The organism is Synechococcus sp. CS-603, assembly GCF_977929215.1.
Genome location: NZ_OZ376778.1, coordinates 2265230 through 2285765, shown reverse-complemented (window position 1 = coordinate 2285765; position 20536 = coordinate 2265230). Strand labels below are relative to the sequence as shown.

At 60.4% G+C, this 20536-nt stretch carries 22 protein-coding genes; 14 read left to right on the top strand and 8 right to left on the bottom strand.

From position 1 onward, the window contains the following. Nucleotides 1-412: 412 nt before the first annotated feature. The 8 genes from ACXMDM_RS12085 to ACXMDM_RS12050 all read left to right on the top strand — a co-directional run bounded on the left by ACXMDM_RS12085 (nucleotide 413) and on the right by ACXMDM_RS12050 (nucleotide 6738). Nucleotides 413-1321 (top strand): tyrosine-type recombinase/integrase, encoded by a 909-nt coding sequence (locus tag ACXMDM_RS12085; RefSeq protein WP_071799715.1) that lies wholly within the window; start codon nucleotides 413-415, stop codon nucleotides 1319-1321. Further along, entirely contained in the window at nucleotides 1318-2376 is a 1059-nt protein-coding gene (locus tag ACXMDM_RS12080; protein WP_071799714.1) for an IS91 family transposase, read from the top strand. The genes ACXMDM_RS12085 and ACXMDM_RS12080 overlap by 4 nt, the downstream gene beginning before the upstream one ends. A gap of 318 nt (nucleotides 2377-2694) precedes the next feature. After that, nucleotides 2695-3423 carry a hypothetical protein gene (locus ACXMDM_RS12075; RefSeq protein WP_145537314.1) on the top strand — a complete coding sequence of 243 codons (729 nt, stop codon included), beginning with the start codon at nucleotides 2695-2697 and terminating at the stop codon, nucleotides 3421-3423. Between the two features lie 131 nt (nucleotides 3424-3554). Continuing rightward, entirely contained in the window at nucleotides 3555-3884 is a 330-nt protein-coding gene (locus ACXMDM_RS12070) for a transposase (protein WP_071799773.1), read from the top strand. Further along, a complete protein-coding gene (locus ACXMDM_RS12065) occupies nucleotides 3881-4663 on the top strand; it encodes an IS3 family transposase (protein WP_120352736.1) in 783 nt (260 codons plus the stop codon). The genes ACXMDM_RS12070 and ACXMDM_RS12065 overlap by 4 nt, the downstream gene beginning before the upstream one ends. A 495-nt stretch (nucleotides 4664-5158) precedes the next feature. Continuing rightward, nucleotides 5159-5668: a DUF1993 domain-containing protein gene (locus tag ACXMDM_RS12060; RefSeq protein ID WP_071799772.1), complete on the top strand. Its 510-nt coding sequence runs from the start codon at nucleotides 5159-5161 to the stop codon at nucleotides 5666-5668. Between the two features lie 201 nt (nucleotides 5669-5869). Then, a complete protein-coding gene (locus ACXMDM_RS12055) occupies nucleotides 5870-6085 on the top strand; it encodes a chlorophyll a/b-binding protein (protein WP_071801837.1) in 216 nt (71 codons plus the stop codon). 161 nt (nucleotides 6086-6246) lie between these two features. Next, on the top strand, nucleotides 6247-6738 hold the full coding sequence (locus ACXMDM_RS12050) for a hypothetical protein (RefSeq protein ID WP_499569693.1): 492 nt from the start codon (nucleotides 6247-6249) through the stop codon (nucleotides 6736-6738). A gap of 58 nt (nucleotides 6739-6796) precedes the next feature. On the opposite strand, the gene ACXMDM_RS12045 is transcribed toward ACXMDM_RS12050, so the two are convergent. From ACXMDM_RS12045 to ACXMDM_RS12035, 3 genes are all read right to left on the bottom strand, one after another. Next, entirely contained in the window at nucleotides 6797-6979 is a 183-nt protein-coding gene (locus tag ACXMDM_RS12045; RefSeq protein ID WP_145537311.1) for a hypothetical protein, read from the bottom strand. A gap of 89 nt (nucleotides 6980-7068) precedes the next feature. Beyond that, nucleotides 7069-8745, bottom strand: a complete 1677-nt coding sequence (locus tag ACXMDM_RS12040; RefSeq protein WP_083544591.1) for a mechanosensitive ion channel family protein — start codon at nucleotides 8743-8745, stop codon at nucleotides 7069-7071. After that, nucleotides 8742-9923, bottom strand: coding sequence for a family 10 glycosylhydrolase (locus ACXMDM_RS12035; protein ID WP_083544318.1), 1182 nt, complete (start codon nucleotides 9921-9923; stop codon nucleotides 8742-8744). Before ACXMDM_RS12035 ends, ACXMDM_RS12040 begins: the two co-directional genes overlap by 4 nt. Nucleotides 9924-9979: 56 nt before the next feature. Between ACXMDM_RS12035 and ACXMDM_RS12030 the strand changes: the two genes are divergently transcribed. The 5 genes from ACXMDM_RS12030 to ACXMDM_RS12010 all read left to right on the top strand — a co-directional run bounded on the left by ACXMDM_RS12030 (nucleotide 9980) and on the right by ACXMDM_RS12010 (nucleotide 14979). After that, nucleotides 9980-10963, top strand: coding sequence for an ABC transporter ATP-binding protein (locus ACXMDM_RS12030; protein WP_186437675.1), 984 nt, complete (start codon nucleotides 9980-9982; stop codon nucleotides 10961-10963). Continuing rightward, on the top strand, nucleotides 10960-11772 hold the full coding sequence (locus ACXMDM_RS12025; RefSeq protein ID WP_071799771.1) for an ABC transporter permease: 813 nt from the start codon (nucleotides 10960-10962) through the stop codon (nucleotides 11770-11772). Before ACXMDM_RS12030 ends, ACXMDM_RS12025 begins: the two co-directional genes overlap by 4 nt. 2 nt (nucleotides 11773-11774) lie before the next feature. Further along, on the top strand, nucleotides 11775-12560 hold the full coding sequence (locus ACXMDM_RS12020) for an ABC transporter permease (protein WP_071799770.1): 786 nt from the start codon (nucleotides 11775-11777) through the stop codon (nucleotides 12558-12560). Nucleotides 12561-12748: 188 nt separating this feature from the next. Next, nucleotides 12749-13702, top strand: coding sequence for an IS1595 family transposase (locus tag ACXMDM_RS12015; protein WP_071799713.1), 954 nt, complete (start codon nucleotides 12749-12751; stop codon nucleotides 13700-13702). Nucleotides 13703-13989: 287 nt separating this feature from the next. Continuing rightward, nucleotides 13990-14979: a fatty acid desaturase gene (locus ACXMDM_RS12010; protein WP_233830916.1), complete on the top strand. Its 990-nt coding sequence runs from the start codon at nucleotides 13990-13992 to the stop codon at nucleotides 14977-14979. 571 nt (nucleotides 14980-15550) lie between these two features. Here the strand turns inward: ACXMDM_RS12010 and ACXMDM_RS12005 are convergent. The 3 genes from ACXMDM_RS12005 to ACXMDM_RS11995 all read right to left on the bottom strand — a co-directional run bounded on the left by ACXMDM_RS12005 (nucleotide 15551) and on the right by ACXMDM_RS11995 (nucleotide 16971). Continuing rightward, on the bottom strand, nucleotides 15551-16282 hold the full coding sequence (locus tag ACXMDM_RS12005; RefSeq protein ID WP_071799768.1) for a hypothetical protein: 732 nt from the start codon (nucleotides 16280-16282) through the stop codon (nucleotides 15551-15553). Nucleotides 16283-16412: 130 nt separating this feature from the next. Then, nucleotides 16413-16556, bottom strand: coding sequence for a CAB/ELIP/HLIP family chlorophyll-binding protein (locus tag ACXMDM_RS12000; RefSeq protein ID WP_071799767.1), 144 nt, complete (start codon nucleotides 16554-16556; stop codon nucleotides 16413-16415). Further along, the gene (locus ACXMDM_RS11995; protein WP_499569687.1) at nucleotides 16549-16971 is read right to left on the bottom strand and encodes a hypothetical protein; all 423 of its coding nucleotides are present in this window, start codon (nucleotides 16969-16971) and stop codon (nucleotides 16549-16551) included. Before ACXMDM_RS11995 ends, ACXMDM_RS12000 begins: the two co-directional genes overlap by 8 nt. A 149-nt stretch (nucleotides 16972-17120) precedes the next feature. Here ACXMDM_RS11995 and ACXMDM_RS11990 point away from each other — a divergent pair, with 149 nt between their 5' ends. Beyond that, nucleotides 17121-17837: a DUF305 domain-containing protein gene (locus ACXMDM_RS11990; protein WP_071799765.1), complete on the top strand. Its 717-nt coding sequence runs from the start codon at nucleotides 17121-17123 to the stop codon at nucleotides 17835-17837. Between the two features lie 7 nt (nucleotides 17838-17844). On the opposite strand, the gene ACXMDM_RS11985 is transcribed toward ACXMDM_RS11990, so the two are convergent. Next, nucleotides 17845-18450: a cupredoxin domain-containing protein gene (locus ACXMDM_RS11985; RefSeq protein ID WP_233830913.1), complete on the bottom strand. Its 606-nt coding sequence runs from the start codon at nucleotides 18448-18450 to the stop codon at nucleotides 17845-17847. Continuing rightward, a complete protein-coding gene (locus ACXMDM_RS11980) occupies nucleotides 18447-20534 on the bottom strand; it encodes a copper-translocating P-type ATPase (protein ID WP_233830910.1) in 2088 nt (695 codons plus the stop codon). Before ACXMDM_RS11980 ends, ACXMDM_RS11985 begins: the two co-directional genes overlap by 4 nt. Nucleotides 20535-20536: the final 2 nt, after the last annotated feature.

The following is a 20536-nucleotide window of genomic DNA, read 5'->3' as shown; positions in this document are numbered from 1 at the left end:
GGAGAAGCAGAGGCTAGAATCAGGATGCTATACGGATCAGCCCAAGTTGTTGGGCCGCAACCACCTCACCCCTGAGAACCTATGCGGAGCCATCGGTCTGAGCCATTTATGGGAGCTGACCTCGTCGTGATATGCGGAAGAGACAGTGCTGGGTAGGGGTGTTATGCGGACCGTCGAAACGCATGTTGAACAAAGCCGCTACGCGGCAGATTTAAAATCCAAGCATAATATAACGACTTCGAGTCGGAGCTTCGTCTTGTCTTTGAGGCCATCCCACGTGGTTGATGCTGCGGACCAAGGCTGAACAATTCCTGTTGTGTTCTGACTGCGGAGGTCTTCCGAGAACACACTGAGGGAAGCGCATCTATTGATGCGCCCACTCCCTTCGTCTTTCCAACGGGAAGCTACCGCAATGGATCCTGCTGAACAGGAGCGCTTTGATGGCCTGTTTGATGCGAACCTGCAAGCGATGAGGCTGCATGGCCTACGCAGCAAGACGATCGACAGCTACAGCCGAACGCTACGTCGAGTGACCGGTCATTTCGACCGTTGCCCTGATGATCTCAGCCCCTCTGAACTCAAAGACTACTTTGCCGCTTTGCTTGAGCAGTATTCGTGGAGCACGATCAAGGTCGATCTCTGCAGTCTGCAGTTTTTCCATCGCTATGTGCTCGATCGCGAGATGGAGTGGATCAAGATCATCCGTCCACCTCGAGTTCATAGCCTGCCGGATATTCCAACTCGCGAGGAAGTGCACAGGCTGATCAATACGGTGCGCAAGTTGCGCTACCGGATTGTTCTGCTGGTGATCTACAGCCTGGGCCTGCGCATCAGTGAAGGTCTGGCCTTGGAAGTGTCCGACATCGACGGTTCACAGCGACGCGTGCATATTCGCGATGGCAAGGGCGGCAAAGATCGCTACGTTCCGATGCCGGCGTTGACGCTGGAAGCCATGCGTCGCTTCTGGACGACTCACCGCCATCCCCGGTTGCTGTTCCCCAGTCCGGCCGGCAGCCAATTCATCGTGCGGATCGCCAGTGCACCGATGGATGCCAGCGGCGTGCAGGCGGCACTGAAAGCAGCTCGCCTGGAATGCGGGATTGAGAAGAGGCTCACGGTTCACTCGCTGCGGCACGCCTACGCCACGCACCTGCTGGAGCAGGGAATGGACCTGCGCCTCATCCAGTCCCTGCTCGGGCACAGCCATAGCAACACCACAGCCCGCTACGCCCACATCACCAAGGTGGTCCGCGATCACACCGGCGATCGCATTGAAACGCTGCTGAGCGGCTTCCAGCTGCGCTGGGTGGAGGAGTCATGATTCTTCTCTCCCAATTGGTGGAGCGTTACCAGGGCGACCTGGAACGCCGCCATGGCCCTCAACTGCTGCCGAGTCATCGCCAGGCTCTGCAGGCGATGCGGCGCTGCCGCCGTCAAGGCAGCGACCTGATGGTGCTGCAATGTTCTGACTGTGAACACACCATCAAGATCCCCCATTCCTGCGGCCATCGCAGTTGCCCGCACTGCCAGCACCATGAAAGCCAACAGTGGATTGAACGGCAACGAGCCAAGTTGCTACCTGTGCAGTATTTCCTGATCACCTTCACGGTACCGGCAGAACTACGGCCATTGATCTGGCAGCATCAGCGCACCGCCTACGATCTGTTGCTGAAAACAGCCTGGCAAACAATTGATTCATTCGCTCGGCGTGACCCGAAACTCAAGGGGCAGATCGGTGCCCATGCTGTACTGCATACCCATAACCGCAAACTCTATTTCCATCCACACGTGCATCTGATTGTGCCTGCAGGTGCTGTGAATCAGCAGCGTCAGGAATGGAGGACTAAGGCGACACAGTACCTGTTTCATGCTGCCAACCTGGCCAAGGTCTTCCGTGCCAAGTGGTATGAGGGAATGCGGCGACTTGGCTTGCAAATTAAGACAGCCCTGCCGCAGGAATGGGTGGTGAACTGCAAGCATGTGGGACGTGGCGACAAGGTCTTGCTCTACCTTGGTCGCTATTTGTATCGAGGCGTTCTACCTGAGAAGAACATCCTTTCTGACGCGGATGGCAAGGTAACGTTCCGAACGACGGACAACCAGGGACACGAGACAATCCAGACTGTGCCCGGGGGTGACTTCCTCTGGCTGCTTCTGCGGCATGTACTGCCTAAACGGTTCCGTCGTGTCCGCGATTTCGGCATCCTGCATGGCCATTGCAAGCGACTGATTCAGCTGGTGCAACTCCTTCTCAGGGTGTCGCTACCAGATCAGCCAGCAGCGAGCCAAAAGCCCCCCATTCTCTGCCCACGTTGCAGAGGGGTGATGAACATCATCGCCGTGCGGGTGCGCAATATGGCACCACGATTGTGTTGAGCCGATCAAGAAAGGCCTAGAAGATCAATCGAGAGATAGACCCTATAGCCTGATCCAGGCCGATCCCTATGCAGAGAACTGGCCTGCCAGTACGGTTGCGCCCTTATACTAACCAGTGACGCAACGCCAGAGTCATGTGGGTCATGCGACAGGCCATTGCCCCCACAGTGAATCTGGAGCAACTGTGAAATCAGGCTGGATGTTTCTGCAGTAGGCCTTGGATTTCTGAGTTGCGGGCTTGTTCAACTTCGGATAAGATCGTGGCTGCGCACGATCTATCCATATTCGTTATAAGGCAATCCCGCGAATCGAGCGTTTATGAAAAATACGGAAGATTTTAAAATATTTTGGTGGTTTGTCCTTGTGATCGTCATAGGCCTCTTTCTGTACAGCAGACAGGACGACCTAATAAGTGGAAAACCTACTTATTTTGATTCAATAGTATTTATTATATGGATTGGCATCTGCCTTGCTCCTATTTTTCAAGAAATGGATCTATTCGGAATCAAGCTTAAGCAAGATATTCAAGAGCTGAAGAAAGATTTGACTCATCAATTAGCAATATTAAAAACCGAAGTTACTTCCTCTATTGAAGTTTCTTCCGCTAACAATAATCAAATATATGTAAATACAAATCCCGAACCTCCAAAGGATTCGGAAATCCCAGATTTATCAGCTCAAATTCAAGATGCACTAGCCAAGCTAGGTATTAAGGCAGAAGAAACAGAAAATCTACGCGAAAAATATGCTGGTTCGATTGAAACAGAGATGTTCGAGGTTAGGTTGGCTTTTGAAAAGCTTCTTCGCCGGCACTCTATAGCATTCGGGCTTGATAGCAAAAGAGTCTCTGTTGGGAAATTGTTGTATCAACTAAGACAGTCAGATTACATGCCTAAAGAGATTGTCATTGGCATACAAGAGGTCATATCAATTTGTAACTATGCAGTACATGGCGAGAATATAACTAATGACCAGGTCTATTTCGTTAGGCAGTCTGCGCCTAGTCTTCTAAAAGCATTGGAGGATAGTCTTGGTAAAAGCCTATAACAAATTTCTTAAATATCGTTCCGGCGCAAAAAGCTGCGCCTCCACTGGACTCGCTAACGCTCGCCTGGGGTTCCCCTGATTCTGTGGACAGGTCGCTAAGGGTCACGCCATAACCTCCAGACTCTCCATCAATGACCAATCCCACCAAGACAAGGCGTAGGTTCACGGCGCAGCAGAAACAGGAAGCTGTCGCGTTCTGCCTCCAAGAGGACCTCTCTTGCTCTGCCGTCGCCCAGCGGCTGGGCCTTCCCTCCAGCAGCCTCGCCAACTGGGTTCGCCAGGCCCGGATTGACCGTGGTGATAGCGGCCCCAAGGACCAGGGCCTGCTCACAAGCGAGGAACGCTCTGAGTTGAATCGACTCCGCCAGGAGAACCGTGAGCTCAGGAGGGAGAAGGATTTTTTCAGGCTGGCGGCAGCGCACTTTGCCAAGGAGCAGCTGCCGCCAAGAGGTTTTGCCTGATTCACGACCTGGAGGCCCGCTTCTCCGTCTCCTGGCTGTGCCGGCAGCTGGGGCTGGCCCGCAGTGGCTACTACGCCTGGCGACAGCGGCAGGAGAACCCAGGGTCAAGGGCCCGGGAGGATGCAGTGATCACCGCTGAGATCCAGGAGGTGTTCCAGCAGCACCGTGGCTTCTACGGATCACCGCGTGTGCACCAGGAGTTGGCTGCTGCCGGCCGCCAGGTCGGGCGCCACCGCGTGGCCAGGCTCATGCGTCGTGCCCAGCTGCAGGCCAAAACCCGCAAGGCATTCCGCCCCTGCCGCAAGGCCAGCAGCAGCGTCTGCGGGGCAACGGAAAACCTGCTGCAGCAGGACTTCCAGCCCTCGGCTCCCAATCGCAGCTGGGCCGGCGACATCACGTATATCCGCACCAAGGCCGGCTGGCGGTACCTGGCCGTCTGGATCGATCTGTTCAGTCGCCGGGTCGTCGGATGGAAACTCGACAGCCGGATCGATACCGCTTTGGTGATCGAGGCGCTCAACCGAGCCCTCGGTCATCGCCAGGTCGAACCCGAGAAGCTGCTGATCCATACGGACCAGGGCAGCCAATACCGGGCTACTGACTACCGCGATCTCCTGGAGAAACACGAGATCGTGTGCAGCATGTCCGCCAAGGGCTGCTGCTGGGACAACGCGGTGGTGGAGAGCTTCTTCTCCACTCTCAAATTCGAGCTGGATCTTGATGACGACCGTAAGGATCTGACTTCACCCCAGCAACTGCAAAACGATCTGGCCTTCTGATCGAGGGCTACTACAACCGTGAGCGCCGCCATTCAACGATCAGTTACCTCGCTCCGATCGATTACGAGCAACAGTTCATCACTGCCCCTACACTCGTATCTGTGAACTCCTGAGCGGTGTCCACGAAATCGGGGCAACTCCATTGATTTACGGTAGCATGAACTCCGTGCAAGAACTCCAGCTTGTTAATGCCTAAGGGGCCGCCGGCAACTACCTCTCTGTAAAAAGGCCTGATTAATGTAGGGGCCGCTCAAGCTCACTCCGCAGTCGGCCAGTTTTCCGGTGGTTCATCCGCATGAATCACGCCAACTGTCTGCTAGCGATGCAACGGATCGGCGGGCTGCAAAAACTTTGGCGATCGACCACTGCCCCCACGCCCCTCCCCCCACGCCACTGCCTTATCACAACTGTCTTGGAACCTGGAGCGCCACTTGTAAGCCGCACGCAAGCCCCCACCTAGACTGCTTTTATCTGCAATGGCTAAAGCGCTTGCCCATGGAACTGTCGATGCATGTGGCGGCGGTGCCGCCCCTGAAGCGCGCGCTCAGCAACCTGGCTGCAGTTCTGGCCAAGGGCCAACAGCATGCCGAAGCCCAGGGAATCGATGCCGAGGTGCTGCTGCAGTGCCGCCTCTATCCCGACATGTTCCCATTGGTCCGTCAGGTGCAAATTGCCGCAGACATCGCCCGGCGCGGCGTGGCCCGCCTGAGCGGCAGTGAGGCCCCGGCTGTCGCTGACACCGAGACCAGCTTCGGGGAGTTGATCAAGCGGCTGGAGGACACGGTCGCCTACCTCGACAGCGTGACGGCCGAGCAGCTCCAAGGATCAGAGATCCGGGAGGTGACGGTGCCGGTGGGCCGTGGGGCGACGATCACGATGCAGGGCTGGCCGTTCCTGAGCAGTTTCGTGTTCCCAAATGTTTACTTCCACATCACCACCGCCTACGACCTGCTGCGCCACAACGGCGTGGTGCTGGGCAAGCGTGATTTCCTGGGCGAGCCGTAGGCGCCCATGGATCCATTCAGGTCTTGGGGCTTCGCTTCTCTACTGACCTTTTTTGTGGTTTAAAACTGGTTGTGTTTGGCCACTTCAGGCACTGTTTTGCACCTTTCCAGCCCTTTTTGGTTGCCCTAGTCTCCCAATCCCATGAGTGATCACACGCCCAAATCAATCCCCGATCCAACGCCCCATCCAACGCCCAATCCCATGCCTGATGACGCGTTCAATTACGAACCCGTTGAGCGCTTTGGTGCCAGCATGACCGGTGATCTGCCCTGGAATCGCTCGGCATTGGTTGGGGTGGAACGCCTCAATGGCCGGGCGGCCATGCTCGGCTTTGTGGCGGCGATCGCTGGTGAACTGATCACCGGCGAAGGCATTGTCGGTCAACTGCGGTTGATGCTGCTCTGGCTGCTCGGCTGAGCCAAGGCCTAATGGACGCGGCACGTGTTGCGGTTTGAGCAAAGACCAGACCCGTGTTGTTGGTGATCGTCGCTGGCCCCACTAGCTTGGGTTTACAGATCAGGTTGATTGTTTCAGGCCGGATTGTTTCAGGCCGGATTCCCCAACTTCGCAGTTTTCTGATGGATTCCCGCCCCAGCAACGACTTAGCCTCAGGGCTACAGGATCTTGCCCCGATCCCTGGCTCTTCCAGCCTCGGCGAAGCGCTTCTAAGCATGACGGGCGATCCCGGTTCATGCATCCCCTTCTTGGTGCGATTGCTTGAGAACCCAAGCAGCAGGTTCGCTTTGCCGGGCAACATCAACTTGTACCGGCATGATTGCCTTCACCTTTTGCTGCGCAGGCACTTCTCCCTTGATGATGAGGCCTTCGTCGTTGGTTTCACGATGGGAAACGATCTGCGAACCAACGGGTTTCATCTGGCACTCTTCAAGTTCTGCTCCCTGCTGTTTTATCCAAAGCCCTATCGATTCTCCTGGAAGCACTTGTTTGCCTTTGACTCCGGTTTAGCCCTGGGTAAGAAGGCCAAGGTGAGGAACATCAGCCAGGTTGATTTCTGCAGCTATGAACAGCAGTCTCTGCAATCCTTGCGCGATTGGATCGGGATCAGCTGACGATCAGATCAGCGGGCAGAGGAACCAAACCAACAGGGGCGGGCGGCTGAGCCTGCGTTCAAGGGAGGGTGAACCCTGAGGTGTTCAGGTGCTTGAGATCCAGCAGAACGACCGTCAGCCACACCAGCAGGCCCACACCGCCGATCGATCCGATCACGACCAGCAGGCCAGCGATCGCCGAGGTTGAAGACTTTTTCTCGTTGGGCACGGTCGGCCGTTGCTGGTGTGGCAAGTGTGTCACAAGCTGAGCTTGCCCTTCGTTGTCAGATGAGGATCTAGTCAGGTCAGGATTCTGTTCGATGAGAGCATGTTGGCCCGGCAGTCATTGGCTCAGCAGCCTGCTTCCGGTGAGGCTGGGGGGGGGCTTGCGCTGCGGCTGGAGGCCTGCTCGCGCAGAGCATCGCTCAGTTCGCTCGGCAGGCTGAGCTGCAGACTGCCGGGCCGTAGATGCAGGTCGCGCTGGGGGAAGGGAATCGTGATCTGGTGTTCACGCAGGGCGGCCTCGATTTTGAAATTGAGCTCGCTGATGATTTCGTACTGCCGCATCGGCTGGGAGATCCACACCAGCAGGCTGAAATCCAGGGAGCTGTCACCGAACCCCTTGAAATACACCTTGGGTGGTGGCTCACTCAGGATCCCGCCATAGCCTTGGCAAGCCTGGATCAGCACCTCGCGCACCTGCTGGCAATCCGATTCATAGGCCACCCCCACCGGCAGGATCAGCCGCGATGTGGGGCTGCCATGGCTCCAGTTCACCACCTGAGATTCGAGAAATTCGGAGTTGGGAACGATGATCGCAATGCGATCCAACGTCACCACTTCGGTGCAGCGCAGGCTGATCCGTTGGACAGTGCCCTGGAGTGCGCCGATTTCAACGAAATCACCCACTTCGATCGGCCGCTCGAAGATGATGATCAGGCCACTGATGAAGTTCTTGGTGATGCCTTGCAGGCCCAGGCCCAGGGCCACCCCGAACACACTGGCGAACAGAGCGAGGGAGCTCAGATCAAGCCCCCAGAGCTGCAGCAGCACCAGCGAGCCCACGAACAGCAACGTGTACTGAACAATGAAGGCGATCGCTTCCTGGGAGCCTTTGCCGATTCCGGTGTACCGCAGCACCCGGGTGCGCAACAGCTGATGCACCACCCCCAGCCCTTTGGCCAGCAGCAGGAACAGGGCAATCAGAACGAGGATGTCGAGAACGGAGTAACTGCGCTCGCCCAGGGGCAGGAAGGGTGAGGCCAGGCTGTCGGCCAGCGCGTCCCGAATCTTTCCGAGCCAGGTTCGGCTCACCGGAAACAAGCTGATGCAGCGGGCGATCACGCCGATCCAGACCGCCAGCTGCAGGGTTCGCAGCAGGAAGCGCAGTAACAGCCTGGAGCCCTGCAGGTCCGGGGCTCCCACCTCCGCTTCACGATCCGGCGGGACCATGGCCTGTGGAAACAGCCGCCGAAAGGCCAGACCCAGCAGACGCTGGACGATCCAGGCACCCAGAAGCAAGCCGAGGCTGATCAGCACCAGTCGCAGCACGGTGGCGGGTTGGCGTTCCTGCCGGCCCCGCTCGATCGCGCGCCCCAGCTGCCGCCTCCACACCTCCGCCAGGGCCTCCGGGCTGACGCCTTCAGGTCCATCGCGCCTTGTCACTGTCAGCAGTGGCTTGTCATCGATGGCGATGACCGGCAGCCCATTGCGCTCCACCACGGAGACCTCGGCGGGATCGTTGGCGGCCACCGTGTCGCTGAGCACGTCATTCACGGCCTCCACCCGTTGCTCGGCGCTGTAGTCATTTGAGGAGCGCACCCGAAACAGCTCGATCCCGTCAACCACCACGAACGCTGAGCCGGGATCCAGCTCCGCGCTCTCAGCCGCCGCAGCCGGCCCGACCTGGGCGGGAGCCAGCCCCGGGGCCAGAGCGAGAGCCAGGCCCAACAGCAGGGGGGCCAGGCAGAGCGCGAGCGATCGCTGTAGCCGAGTCAGCAGCCGACTCTGCAGAACACGCACCCTCATGAGCGGCGCCATCGGCGTGCCGGGATCGGGAAGAGGTCCTGCAGGCTGGCCTGGCGCACCTCCACGGGCTCGTCGGTGTGCTCCCAGAGGCTTTCGAAATAGAAGAAGGCCACGCCCAGGCCACGCTGATGCGTGGCGCTCACCTGGTCTGTGATGCGCTGGATCGGAACTGTGCTGGTGCGCTGGCCGCTCATGATTCCCACGGCCGTTGGAATCTTCTGCTTGCTTTCCTGTAGTTCAGGGCGATTAAGCTCGGCGGCGAAGCTGGGCAGATCGGGCCGGTAGAGCTGCACGATCACCTCGTCAGCAATGCCGCGCCGCATCCATTCAAGCCAATCCTGGAGCTGGAGTTTGTAGGCAAAGTCGTAGTAGTTGGGGGAAACAGAAATAATCGCCTTCGGTTTTGCCGCTTTCACTGCCTTGTTTAATCTGGTCATAAAGGCGGTGATCTTGTCGGCACGCCACTTCACCCAACCGGGGTCTTCTGGGTTGGCTGGTGGGGCTTTTTTGGTCTCTTTGGTGTAAAGGGCCACGGTGTAGTCGTCATAGCCGAAACTCCGCGGCAGGCTCATGTGATCGTCGAACTGAATGCCGTCGCCGTCGTATTGGCTGGTGATCTCCAGCACCAGCTCGGTGATGAACGCCTGCACCTCCGGGTGGAACGGATTCAGCCAGACCACCTCCCCGGCGGCGCTGATCGAGGTTTTGCCGCCGTCGCGCTTCTGGGTCAGCCAGGTGGGATGTTGAACGGCCAGTTCTGAGAAGGGCGGCGCCATGAAGCCGAATTCAAACCAGGGAATCACCAGCAGGCCCCGGGCATGGCCCTCCTTGATCACATCAGCGAGGATGTCTTGCCCTTCTAAGCCCTTGAACGAAAACGACTGAATCTTTCGCCGCTTGGTCACCGCGCTGGTGTGATAGGCGTAGCCGCTGTTCCAGACCACCGGGTAGATGGTGTTGAAGTTGAGGCGGCTCAGCTCGCCCAAGGCGGCCTGCAGGCGCGGACGGCTGCGCAGGGTGTCCATGTCGTTGCCGGTCAGCCAGACCCCGCGGATTTCTTTCTGAGCCAAGGCTGGCGCTGGAACCGGCTCAGAGTCTCCCGGCCTGGCGGGCAGCACCACCAGCAACCAGGCCAGCAGCAGGCAAAGAGCGCGGAGCAGGGTGCGGTATCCCCTCATCCTCGCCACCCCAGCTTCTGACCAGTGATCCTAGGAGCTGTGTTCCGCCAGGCTCGATGCCGATCATCTCCGCCCGCGGCCTCTCCAAGACCTACCGGGTGGCCGACAAGCAGCCGGGCCTGGGCGGCACCCTGCGCCATTTCTTCGCCCGCCGCAGCCGTGATGTGCAGGCGGTCAGCGATGTCAACTTCACGATCGAGCCCGGAGAGATCGTTGGCTTTCTCGGCCCCAACGGCGCCGGCAAGACCACCACACTCAAGATGCTCACCGGCCTGATTCACCCCAGCGCCGGAGAGGTGGAGGTGGCCGGCTGCGTTCCCTTCCGCCGCCAGGCCGGCTTCCTGCGCCAGATCACCCTGGTGATGGGCCAGAAGCAGCAACTGATCTGGGATCTGCCGCCGCTCGATTCGCTGCGGGTCAATGCTGCCGTCTACGGCATCGACGACAGCGAAGCCAAACGCCGCATCGACGAGCTGGCCGGCATGCTCGATCTGGGCGAGGAGCTCACCCGCCCGGTGCGCAAGCTCTCGCTCGGCCAGCGGATGAAGGCGGAGTTGCTGGCGGCCCTGCTGCATCGTCCGGCCGTTCTCTTTCTCGATGAACCCACCCTGGGTCTCGATGTCAACGCCCAGGCACGGGTGCGTGAGTTTCTCGCCGATTACAACCGCCGCCATGGCGCCACCGTGCTGCTCACCAGCCACTACATGGCCGACATCACCGCCCTCTGCCGCCGGGTGTTGCTGATCCACCAGGGGCGTCTCTTCTATGACGGCAGCCTGGACGGCCTCACCGAACGGCTTGCCCCCCATCGCGAAGTGCGTTTTGAGCTGCGCGATCCGCCACCGGCGGCGGCCTTTGCCTCCTATGGCACCTTTGAATCCCAGGATGGTCAGCAGCTGCGGCTGTTGGTGCCGCGCTCTGAGCTCACGGCCACGGTCGGCCGGCTGCTGGCCGATTTCGACGTGCTCGACCTGGAGGTGAGCGATCCGCCGATCGAGGAGATCATCGGCCGGCTGTTTCGTCAGGGGGCCGTGTCATGAGGGGCAGCCGCAGGCTTCGTTTCGCTCGCGGGTGGCGCATCGCCCGGGTGCTGCTCTCCACCCAGTACGCCTACATGCTCGAGTACAGGGCTGAAATCGCCCTCTGGGCGCTCTCGGGCGTGCTGCCCTTGATCATGCTCGGGGTCTGGAGTGGTTCGGAGGCGGCCGGTGGCCTGGGGCTGAGCCCGGAGCGCCTCAGCCGCTACTTCCTGTCGGCTTTTGTGGTGCGGCAATTCACGATTGTCTGGTTGGTGCATGTCTTCGAAGAAGACGCGCTCCAGGGCCGGCTCTCGCCCTATTTGCTCCAGCCGCTGCACCCCCTCTGGCGCTATCTCGCCTCCCACCTCTCCGAGCAGGCCACGCGCTTGCCGTTCGTGGTGCTGATCATGGCGATCTTCTTTCTGTTTCAGCCCGCCGCCTTCTGGCTGCCCAGCCCGGGCGGCTTCCTGCTGGCCGTGGTCGCCATCCACCTGGCTTTCCTGCTGCGCTTCCTGTTTCAGACCGTGATCACCATGCTCTGCTTCTGGACCGAGCGCGCCGCTGCACTGGAGCGGCTCTTGCTGATTCCGTACCTGTTTCTCTCTGGTCTGGTGGCGCCCCTGGAGGCTTTCCCGGAGGGGGTGCGTGCCTTCGCCTTGCTCACCCCTTTCCCGGCGATGCTGTCGTTTCCGGCCCAGTTGCTCGCCGGTGAACCGGTGGATCTGGCCGGTGGCCTGATCACAATCGGCGTCTGGGCGGCTCTGCTGCTGCCCCTCGCCCTCTGGCTTTGGCAGGCGGGCCTGCGCCGCTATTCGGCGATGGGGGCCTGAGGATGCGAAACCTGCGGCTGTTGCGGCGGTTCTGGGCCACATCTCTGGCCGCTGACCTGGAATACCAGGTGAACGTGCTGATCGAGTTGCTGGCCGTGGGCGGCAACCTGGCCGGCAGCCTGTTCGTGCTCTCGCTGCTGTTCGGCCAGGGCGGCAGCCTGGGCGGCTGGAGCTGGGAGGAGGCCCTGGTGGTTCTCGGCCTCTACACCCTGCTTGACGGCATCACCAGCACGGTGCTGCAGCCGAACCTCAGCACGATCGTCACGCACGTGCGGGAGGGCACCCTCGATTTCGTGCTGCTCAAGCCGGTCGACAGCCAGTTCTGGCTCTCGGCGCGCACCTTCTCCCCCTGGGGGCTGCCGGGGGTGGCTGCCGGTCTTGCTCTGATCGTGGTGGCCGCCGCCCAGGCTGGCGCCAGGCCCGATGGCGCCAGCGTCGTCGCGGCCCTGGTGCTGTTGCTCAGCAGCACCTTGATCCTTTACAGCCTCTGGTTCGTGCTGGCGGCCACCAGCATCTGGTTCGTGAAGGTCTGGAACGCCACCGAGGTGCTGCGCGCCGCCCTGGTGGCAGGCCGCTACCCGGTCAGCGCCTATCCCGTGGCCTTGCGCACGTTTTTCACCTTTGTCCTGCCGGTGGCTTTCCTCACAACCGTGCCGGCTGAGGCGATTCTCGGCCGTGGCTCGGCTCCCTGGCTGCTCGCCTCCCTCGCGGTGGCGGCGTTCTGCCTCTTGGGCAGCCGCAAGTTCTGGCAGTTCGCCCTGCGCTTTTACACCTCGGCATCGAGTTGATCGCCAGCCTGGGTTCAAGCGGCTGCAGTTCTCTCTGGGTCAGGGTTTGAACTTGTTGCATTCCGATCCCCGCTGCGATTGAAAACCCAGGAGCTGTCGTGTGCTACGAGTTTCTTGATTAGGCAGCAAGCTCCGCAGGCAGCCCTTTTGGGACCTAGGCTGGTACGCATATACCAGTCGTCACTGCCATGGCTATGAATCGGATCCAGTTCCAGGCCAGCCTGTCGCTGCCCCAGTTTATTGAGCTCTACGGAACCGAGCAAAAATGTGAAGTTGCCCTGGAACAGGCGCGCTGGCCTGATGGTTTCCGTTGCCCACGTTGTGAGGGCAAGGAGTACGGGCTCATCATTGGCAGGCGCCACAAGCGCTATCAGTGCCGGAGCTGTCGTCATCAAGCCACCCTCACGGCCGGTACCATCTTGGAGGCAACAAAGTTACCTCTGACCACCTGGTTCCTTGCCTTCTACCTCGTCGGCCAAGCCAAGACAGGAATCTCCTCACTAGCTCTGAGGCGTCATCTCGGTGTGAACTACCGAACGGCATGGTTGCTTCAGAACAAGATCATGCAGGCAATGAAAGAACGTGATGGCGCCTATGTCCTCAGAGGAAGGGTGCAGGTGGATGATGCCTACCTTGGCGGAGAACGCTGTGGTGGCAAGCCTGGTCGTGGATCGGAGAACAAGGTGCCGGTCGTGGCAGCCGTCTCTGTCGATGAGGCGGGCCACCCCCGGTATATAAAACTTGCCACCGTGCCCACGTTCTCTTTTGCCGCTATTGCTGATTGGGCCCAAGATTCACTGGCGATAGGCTGTGAAGTGATCTCCGATGGGCTGGCTTGCTTTCGCGCCGTTGCAGAAGTCGGTTGCTTCCATCATCCTGTGGTCGTAAAGGGTCGTCATCCCAATGAATTACCAGAATTCCGTTGGATTAACACGGTGCTCAGCAACTTGAAAACCAGCTTCAGCGGCAGCTTCCATGCCCTTCGCTTCGAAAAGTACGCTGATCGCTACTTGGGCGCCTTCAGCTACCGCTTCAATCGGCGGTTCAATCTGGCGGCAATGACCGAGCGTGTGGTTCATGCCATCTGCAGCTGTCAAGCACGGCCGGAACGACTCCTGAGGTGTGCGGAGTTTGCTACCTAATCGAGACGAGTTTTGGCTTGAATCGATGCTCGAGGGGTGCCACAGGTGGGCCAGTCGGCGGTTAGATTTCGCCTCAATCCATGATTCGTTCGAGGAGTGTGCTTGGTGGTTTTGATTGATTTATGAGCCAAGCTGTTTTTCTCTCGCCTGCAGACCAAGTTCCAGCTTCCACTTCTGAACATTCCGGGCCCCGTTCCTGGCCCACCAAACAACAATTGCTGGCTTGCCTCCCTGAGGAGATCAGTGAAATAGACACCGGAAAGGCCTGGAGATGCCTTGCTTTTTCGTTGTCCACGTCTCTTCTGGCCTATGGCGTTGGCTGCCTGATTCCACTGCAGTGGGTGTTTGCTCCGGTCTGGTTGCTCTATGCCGTGATCACTGGAACCTTGGCAGGCGGCTGCTGGGTGCTGGCCCATGAATGCGGCCATAACGCCTTCCATCCCAACCGCACGGTGGAGAACGCTGTCGGGCTGGTGCTGCACAGCTTGCTGCTTGTGCCCTATTTCTCCTGGCTGCGCAGCCATGCGGTTCACCACGCCAATTGCAACCATCTCGAAGCTGGCGAAACCCATGTTCCTTCCCTGCTCGAATCGGCGTGGGGATCGTTCAGCCTCTGGTTCAAAGGTGTGTTGGGCGAATCGGCCTATGGAGTCGTTTCTGTTGTTGTCCACCTGCTAGTCGGCTGGCCGCTCTATTTGATGTTTGGCATCACCGGTGGGCCAGCGCAGGGTTTTCCCACCTCCCATTTCATTCCCATCCCCCAGGTCAGCCCCGGAAGCCGTGAGTTGTTTCCAGGTCGCTGGAAAGGCCTGGTGCAGATGTCCAACATCGGCCTGGTTGTGGTGTTTTCGCTCATGGTCTTCTGGGCCATGCAAACGTCGCTGCTGCGGGTGCTTTGCGTGTATGGGTTGCCTTACCTGGTGATCAATGCTTGGTTGGTTTGCTACACCTGGCTGCAGCACACCGACACCGACATTCCCCATTTCACGGCTGACGAGTGGAACTGGGCGAAGGGAGCCCTGCAGACCGTTGACCGTCCCTATGGACCGTTGTTGAATTTTCTGCACCACGGTATCGGCTCCACCCACGTGGCTCACCACCTCAGCTCACGCATTCCCCACTACAACGCCTGGCGTGCCACTGAATTGATCCGCGAAGCATTCCCCGAAGTTGTCCGCTACGACCCCACACCGATTCATCTTGCTCTCTGGAGAATTGGCCGTCAGTGCAGCTACGTGACACGCAATCCAGCCGACGGGGGCTATTACTACAGATGATTGCAACTGTGATTAGATCTGTTTGATCAGGCCTTGTTTGGTCTGATCAGTACGATTCAGTCATGTCTGATCTGGTTGTTGAATAGATTCTATGTCAATCGGGTGCTGAGACAAGCCCGCTACCGTTCATGATGACCTGCGCACTCGTTCTGATTGAACGGTGGCACAGGTCGTTTTTTTTGGAGTCATGTTTTCTGTTGTTTTGGACTATCTAAGCATCGGAAACTATCCCGAGTTGAGGCCAAACCTGGAAATGGATCGTGGAAGCCATAGATTGACGAGGCGTTCCAATGAAGCGTTGACCTTCTCCCTTGGCAGCCTTAAACGCTGATCAGACTTTTTGCTTTGAAGTTGCTTCTTGACGGCTGGCTTCACTGGCTCAGCATTACGGATTGCGCCGCTCCTCCGCCCGCAGCCTTGGTGGGCTTAAGGATTGCTTTAGATTTGCGGCTTGCAGGGCTTCTCCATGGCAACCTCGATTCCCCTTCTCGCTGCCACAGGCCTGGCTGGTCTGGCTTTGGTGAGCCTCACGATCGGTCTGCTGATCTGATCGAGGTGGGTGCTGCAGGGGTCAGAACACCGTCAAGGTGGTGATTTCTTTGTAGGCCTCGTCGGCCATTGTGTCCACCTCGAATGACGTCCAGGTGGCCCAGTTTTCCGACTTTGTCGGCGTGGTGCTCCACTCAATCTGTCGCCCCTGATAGGTCAGTCCCACGCAGGTGAGGGCCTGGTCGTCGGCCATCAATGACCAAAGCACATGCACGTCCTGACGGTCGTAGCTCACCGGTTTGGCTTCGACCGGTTGGTCGGGCAGGAAGCCCGGCAGGCTTTGCAGCTGGCGTTGGTTCTCCCAGCAGAGATAGCGGCCGTTCTCGGTGGGATAGAACCAACAGGTTTCGTTTGCGGCTTCGCGCAGGGGGAAACGGTCGAGGCAGCGGCAAGCCTCGATCTCCATCTGGAGGGCTGGATGGCCTGAGACAGCCACAGCGGCCGCTCCGCTCAGTTCGTAAACCGCGAGCCAGCGGGAACGGGGTTCGAGATGGGGCACCGTCGCATCACAGATCCGGTCACTTCCCGATTCATCGGCAACACCTGGCAACGGATCGGCTCCAGCCAGGACGGCCAGCCCTTCAGACACCAGTTCATCCAGGGTTTTGGTCTCCTCCTTGGGGACCTTGAAGATCCGCAGGGCAACGCCACCGCTGATTCCCTTGTGCTGCGCTGTCAGCAAGGCGTCCCAATCGGGATTCTCACCAGGCAGGTCCGCTTCGGCGGCCAGCACGAAAATGATTGCAAAAGCCATTCAGCAATCCTGATGGAGAAGAGCCAAAAACAAAACCCGGATGGTGGTCCATCCGGGTAAAAAAACCTGAATCCGAAAAGACCGATCGGACGTCTGGTTCAGATTTCAGGAGAACGACTGGCGCTCTGAATCAGCCGAGGCCGATCTGGGAGAGGATTCCCTGGCCGGTGAGCAGCTCGGTGCCCAAGCCGATCACGAAGCCGAGCATGGCCATGCGGCCATTCCAGGTTTCAGCGAAATCAACGAAGCCAAAGCGGGAGGTGGAGTCAGCCATGGTGCTGATGGTGGTAACTGCAAGAAGTGTAACAGCCTATGAAGCAATGTGTCACTTCCTTTCGGCTATTGGGCCTGCCCGGTTTCGCCTCTTGCTTTTCAAGTTGGCGCCTGCAGCATTTGCAGCCTTTGCCAGGGTGCGCCCCTTCTTCGCAGAGTGCGGTCCATTGCACTTCTCTGGCAATGGTGGTTGCAATCGCCTGATTGGCGGCATCGAGCTCGAGGGTGATCGCCTCTGTTTCGGCACGGCGCTTGAAGGCGTGCGGCGCTGCAGCATCGACCGTCGCAGCCTTCTGCTTCAAGGCGGGGCCGGCAAGAACCGCTTGCTTTTCCAGGCCAGGCAGTGAGGCTGGCTTGATCGGCCCGAGGACACCACCTCCATCATTCCCAGGAAATCGCAGCAACGCCTCCCCCATCGATGAATTGAGGCAAGTGGAAGAGTTGCTGATCAGCTCGTCGACCGATGGACTTGTTAGCCGGCTTGCGCCGATGGCACTGTTCCCCTAGTCCTTGACTCTCCAGTTGAGGGGAGACCATACGGTGAGTGGACTCCTGATCCCCTGGCATGCGTCCTTTCTTTCTCCTTGGTGTATGGATCGGCCTCAGTGGTTTCGCCGCTTCCGTGCCGGAGGCCCGTGCCCAGATGGATCCTCACCATCACCACACGGCACCGATGGACCACACGGCACCGATGGACCATGCGGCACCGATGGATCACGGTGCCCACGCCCATGACGTTGGCCCGGCCGGAGCCACCTTCGACCTGCGCTTCCTCGACGGGATGGTGCAGCACCACACCGGGGCGTTGCGGATGAGCGAATTTGTGTTCGGGATTGGCGAGCCGGGCGTTGGCGCCCTGGCCAATTCGATCTGGCGCGAGCAAGCCGCTGAAATCCGGGCGATGGGGCTGTGGCGAAAGGCCTGGTATCCCGAGGCCCCCGCCTACCCCGTAGCCCTGGCTCCCGGTGCCGATCCAGACAGCCTCTCGGGCCTCATCCGCATGAGCCAGGCCCAGATCGAGGGCATGCGCATGATGGGCGAGGGCCCCACCAGGGAGAACCGGGTGGTCTGGTTTCTCGAGGGGATGCTTGAGCATCACGGCGGGGCGTTGATGATGGCCCACGATGCCCTCGCCAAGAGCTCCAACACCACGATTCGTCGCTTTGCGCGGCAGGTGATCGTGGCCCAGCGGGCCGAGATCATCGCGCTGCGGCGGATGCTGGCGGTGGAAGGATTACGCAAACCCGCCTACTACAAGTTCGACAATCTCTTTGCCCTTTGAGCGAGGCTCATTCTCCTGGCGGCGCGTCTCGCTCCACCACTTCAAGCTCGCCGCGCACCATGTTCATGCCGCAGTGGAAGGGGTAGCGCCCCGGCTTCTCCGGCAGCAGCTCCAGCACCGTGGTGTCGCCGACGGGGAGATCGAGAACGCGCTGAAAGTCGGGGAAGAGCACCTGGGCCACGCAACTGCTGGGATCGAGGCGGTGGAAGGCAAGCCGCACGGGCTGTCCTGCCCGCACCCTGATCCGCCTTGGCTCGTAGCCGCCATCGACGGTGATGGTGATCTGCTGGATCCCATCTCCCCTGGAGGCCGCCAGCGTCGCCGGTTTGCTCGCCCCCAGAAACCACCACAGCTCCAGCAGGATCAGGCCCAGCCCGCCGCTGGCCACCAGCAGCTGCAGGCCCAGGGGCTGGGCGGTGCGCCGCCACGGCCCGGTCTGCATGACGGCCTCCATGCCAGCGGCCTGTGTACCGCTGGCTTCAAAGCGCTCGACGGCGATCGGCTTTTGGGCCAGCAGCTGTCTGGAGGATGGGAGCGAGGCCGGTTCGGAGGCCATCGCCACCGGCAAAGCCACTGCTACCGGCAAAGCCACAGCCAGCAGGATCGTGATCATGGCTGCACCTCCGCCAGCTGCCTTTCAGCCAACGCCGGCGAGGGGCGGAACTGGCGCAAGCGCAGGGCGTTCATCACCACCGAGACAGAGCTGAAGGCCATGGCGGCGCCGGCGATCATCGGGCTCAGCAGCCAGCCGGTGAAGGGAAACAGCACGCCGGCTGCCAGGGGAATGCCGGCGGTGTTGTAGACGAAGGCGAAGAAGAGGTTCTGGCGGATGTTCGCCATCGCCGCGCGGCTGAGCTCGATGGCGGTGGCGATGCCGCGCAGATCGCCACTGAGCAGGGTGATGTCGCTGGCGGCGATCGCCACATCGGTTCCGGTGCCGATCGCGAAGCCCACATCGGCCACCGCCAGGGCCGGAGCGTCGTTGAGGCCATCGCCCACCATGCCGGTGATCTGGCCGCTGCGCTGCAGGTGCTCCACCACGGCGGCCTTGTCCTGGGGGCGCACCTCGGCGATCACCCGCGTGATGCCGAGCTGTGCGCCGATCACTTCGGCGCTGCGCCTTGCATCGCCGGTGAGCATCACCACCTCCAGGCCCAGGCGCCTGAGCGCCCGCACCGCCTCCGTGGAGCCGGGCTTGAGGGCGTCGGCGATGCCGAAACAGGCCTCCAGTCTGCCGTCCACCACCACGGCGGCTGTACTGCGGGCCGCGTCTTCCAGGCGCTGGGTGAGTGGGGCCAGGGCCGTCATCGGCAGGCCGAGTTCCTCGAACCAGCGCGGAGTGCCGATCCGCACCTCCTGGCCCCCCACCGTTCCTTGAACGCCTCGACCAGCGATCGCTTCGAAGCCCTGCACGGCCGGGAGTTCTGGGTCGCTCAGCTGGCCGCGCACGTAGCTGACGACCGCCTCAGCCAGGGGGTGTTCAGAGCGGGATTCGAGCGCGGCCGTCATCGCCAGCAGGGCCCTGGCCTCCACCCGCCCGCCACCGACCCGCTCGAAATCCGTCACCTCCGGCTGGCCGCGGGTCAGCGTGCCGGTCTTGTCGAGAACGATGGTCTGCAGCTTGCCGGCTGTCTCAATGCTTTCAGCACTGCGGAACAGCAGGCCGTTCTCTGCTCCTTTGCCCGAGGCCACCATGATCGAGGTGGGCGTGGCCAGCCCGAGGGCGCAGGGACAGGCGATCACCAGCACACTGACGCTGAACAGCAGGGCCAGCACTGTGTTGCCGGTGACCAGGAACCAGATCACGAAGGCGCCGATGGCGATGGCGATCACCACGGGAACGAACCAGCCGACCACCTGATCCGCCAGTTTCTGCACCTGGGTGCGCGAGCTCTGGGCCTGACGCACCAGTTCAACGATCTGGGCCAGCAAGGTGTCGCCGCCGATGCGGGTGACGCGAAAAATGAAGCTGCCGCTGCGGTTGAGCGAGGCGCCGATCACTTCATCGCCGCTGGCCTTGGCCACGGGGGTGGGTTCGCCGGTGAGCATCGATTCCTCCACATAGGAGCTGCCCTCCTCGATCAGACCGTCGAGGGGAATGCGTTCGCCCGGGCGCACCTGAATCCGCTCGCCCACCACCACCTGGCCAACGGGCAGATCCACGGCTGTGCCGTTGCGCAGCACCCGGGCGGTGGGTGGCTGCATGCCGATCAGCTTGCGGATCGCCTCGGAGGTCTGTCCGCGGGCGCGGGCTTCGAGCAGATTGCCGAGCAGCACCAGCCAGATCACCACCGCGGCGGTTTCGTAATACACGTCTGCCGGCAATCCCTCGGCCTTGAGCACGCCCGGAAACACCGTGGCGAAGAGCGAGCCGAGATAGGCGAAACCAGTACCGGCGGCCACCAGGGTGTTCATGTCCGCCCCATGGCGGCGAAAGGCGGCCCAGGCGCCGCGGAAAAAAATCCCGCCGCACCAGGCCATCACCGGGGTGCAGAGGATCAGCTGCGTCCATGGGCTCGACAACCAGGCGGGCACAAACGGCAGCGGCTGGCCGAGCATGTGCGGCAGATGGGCGATCACGATCAGCCCGGTGAGCACCGCGCCGACAGCCAGTTTTCGGCGCAGCAGGGTCAGTTCCCTCGCCAGCTCCCGATCAGGGCCGGAGCTGGTGGCGCAGCACGGATCGCTGACGGACACGG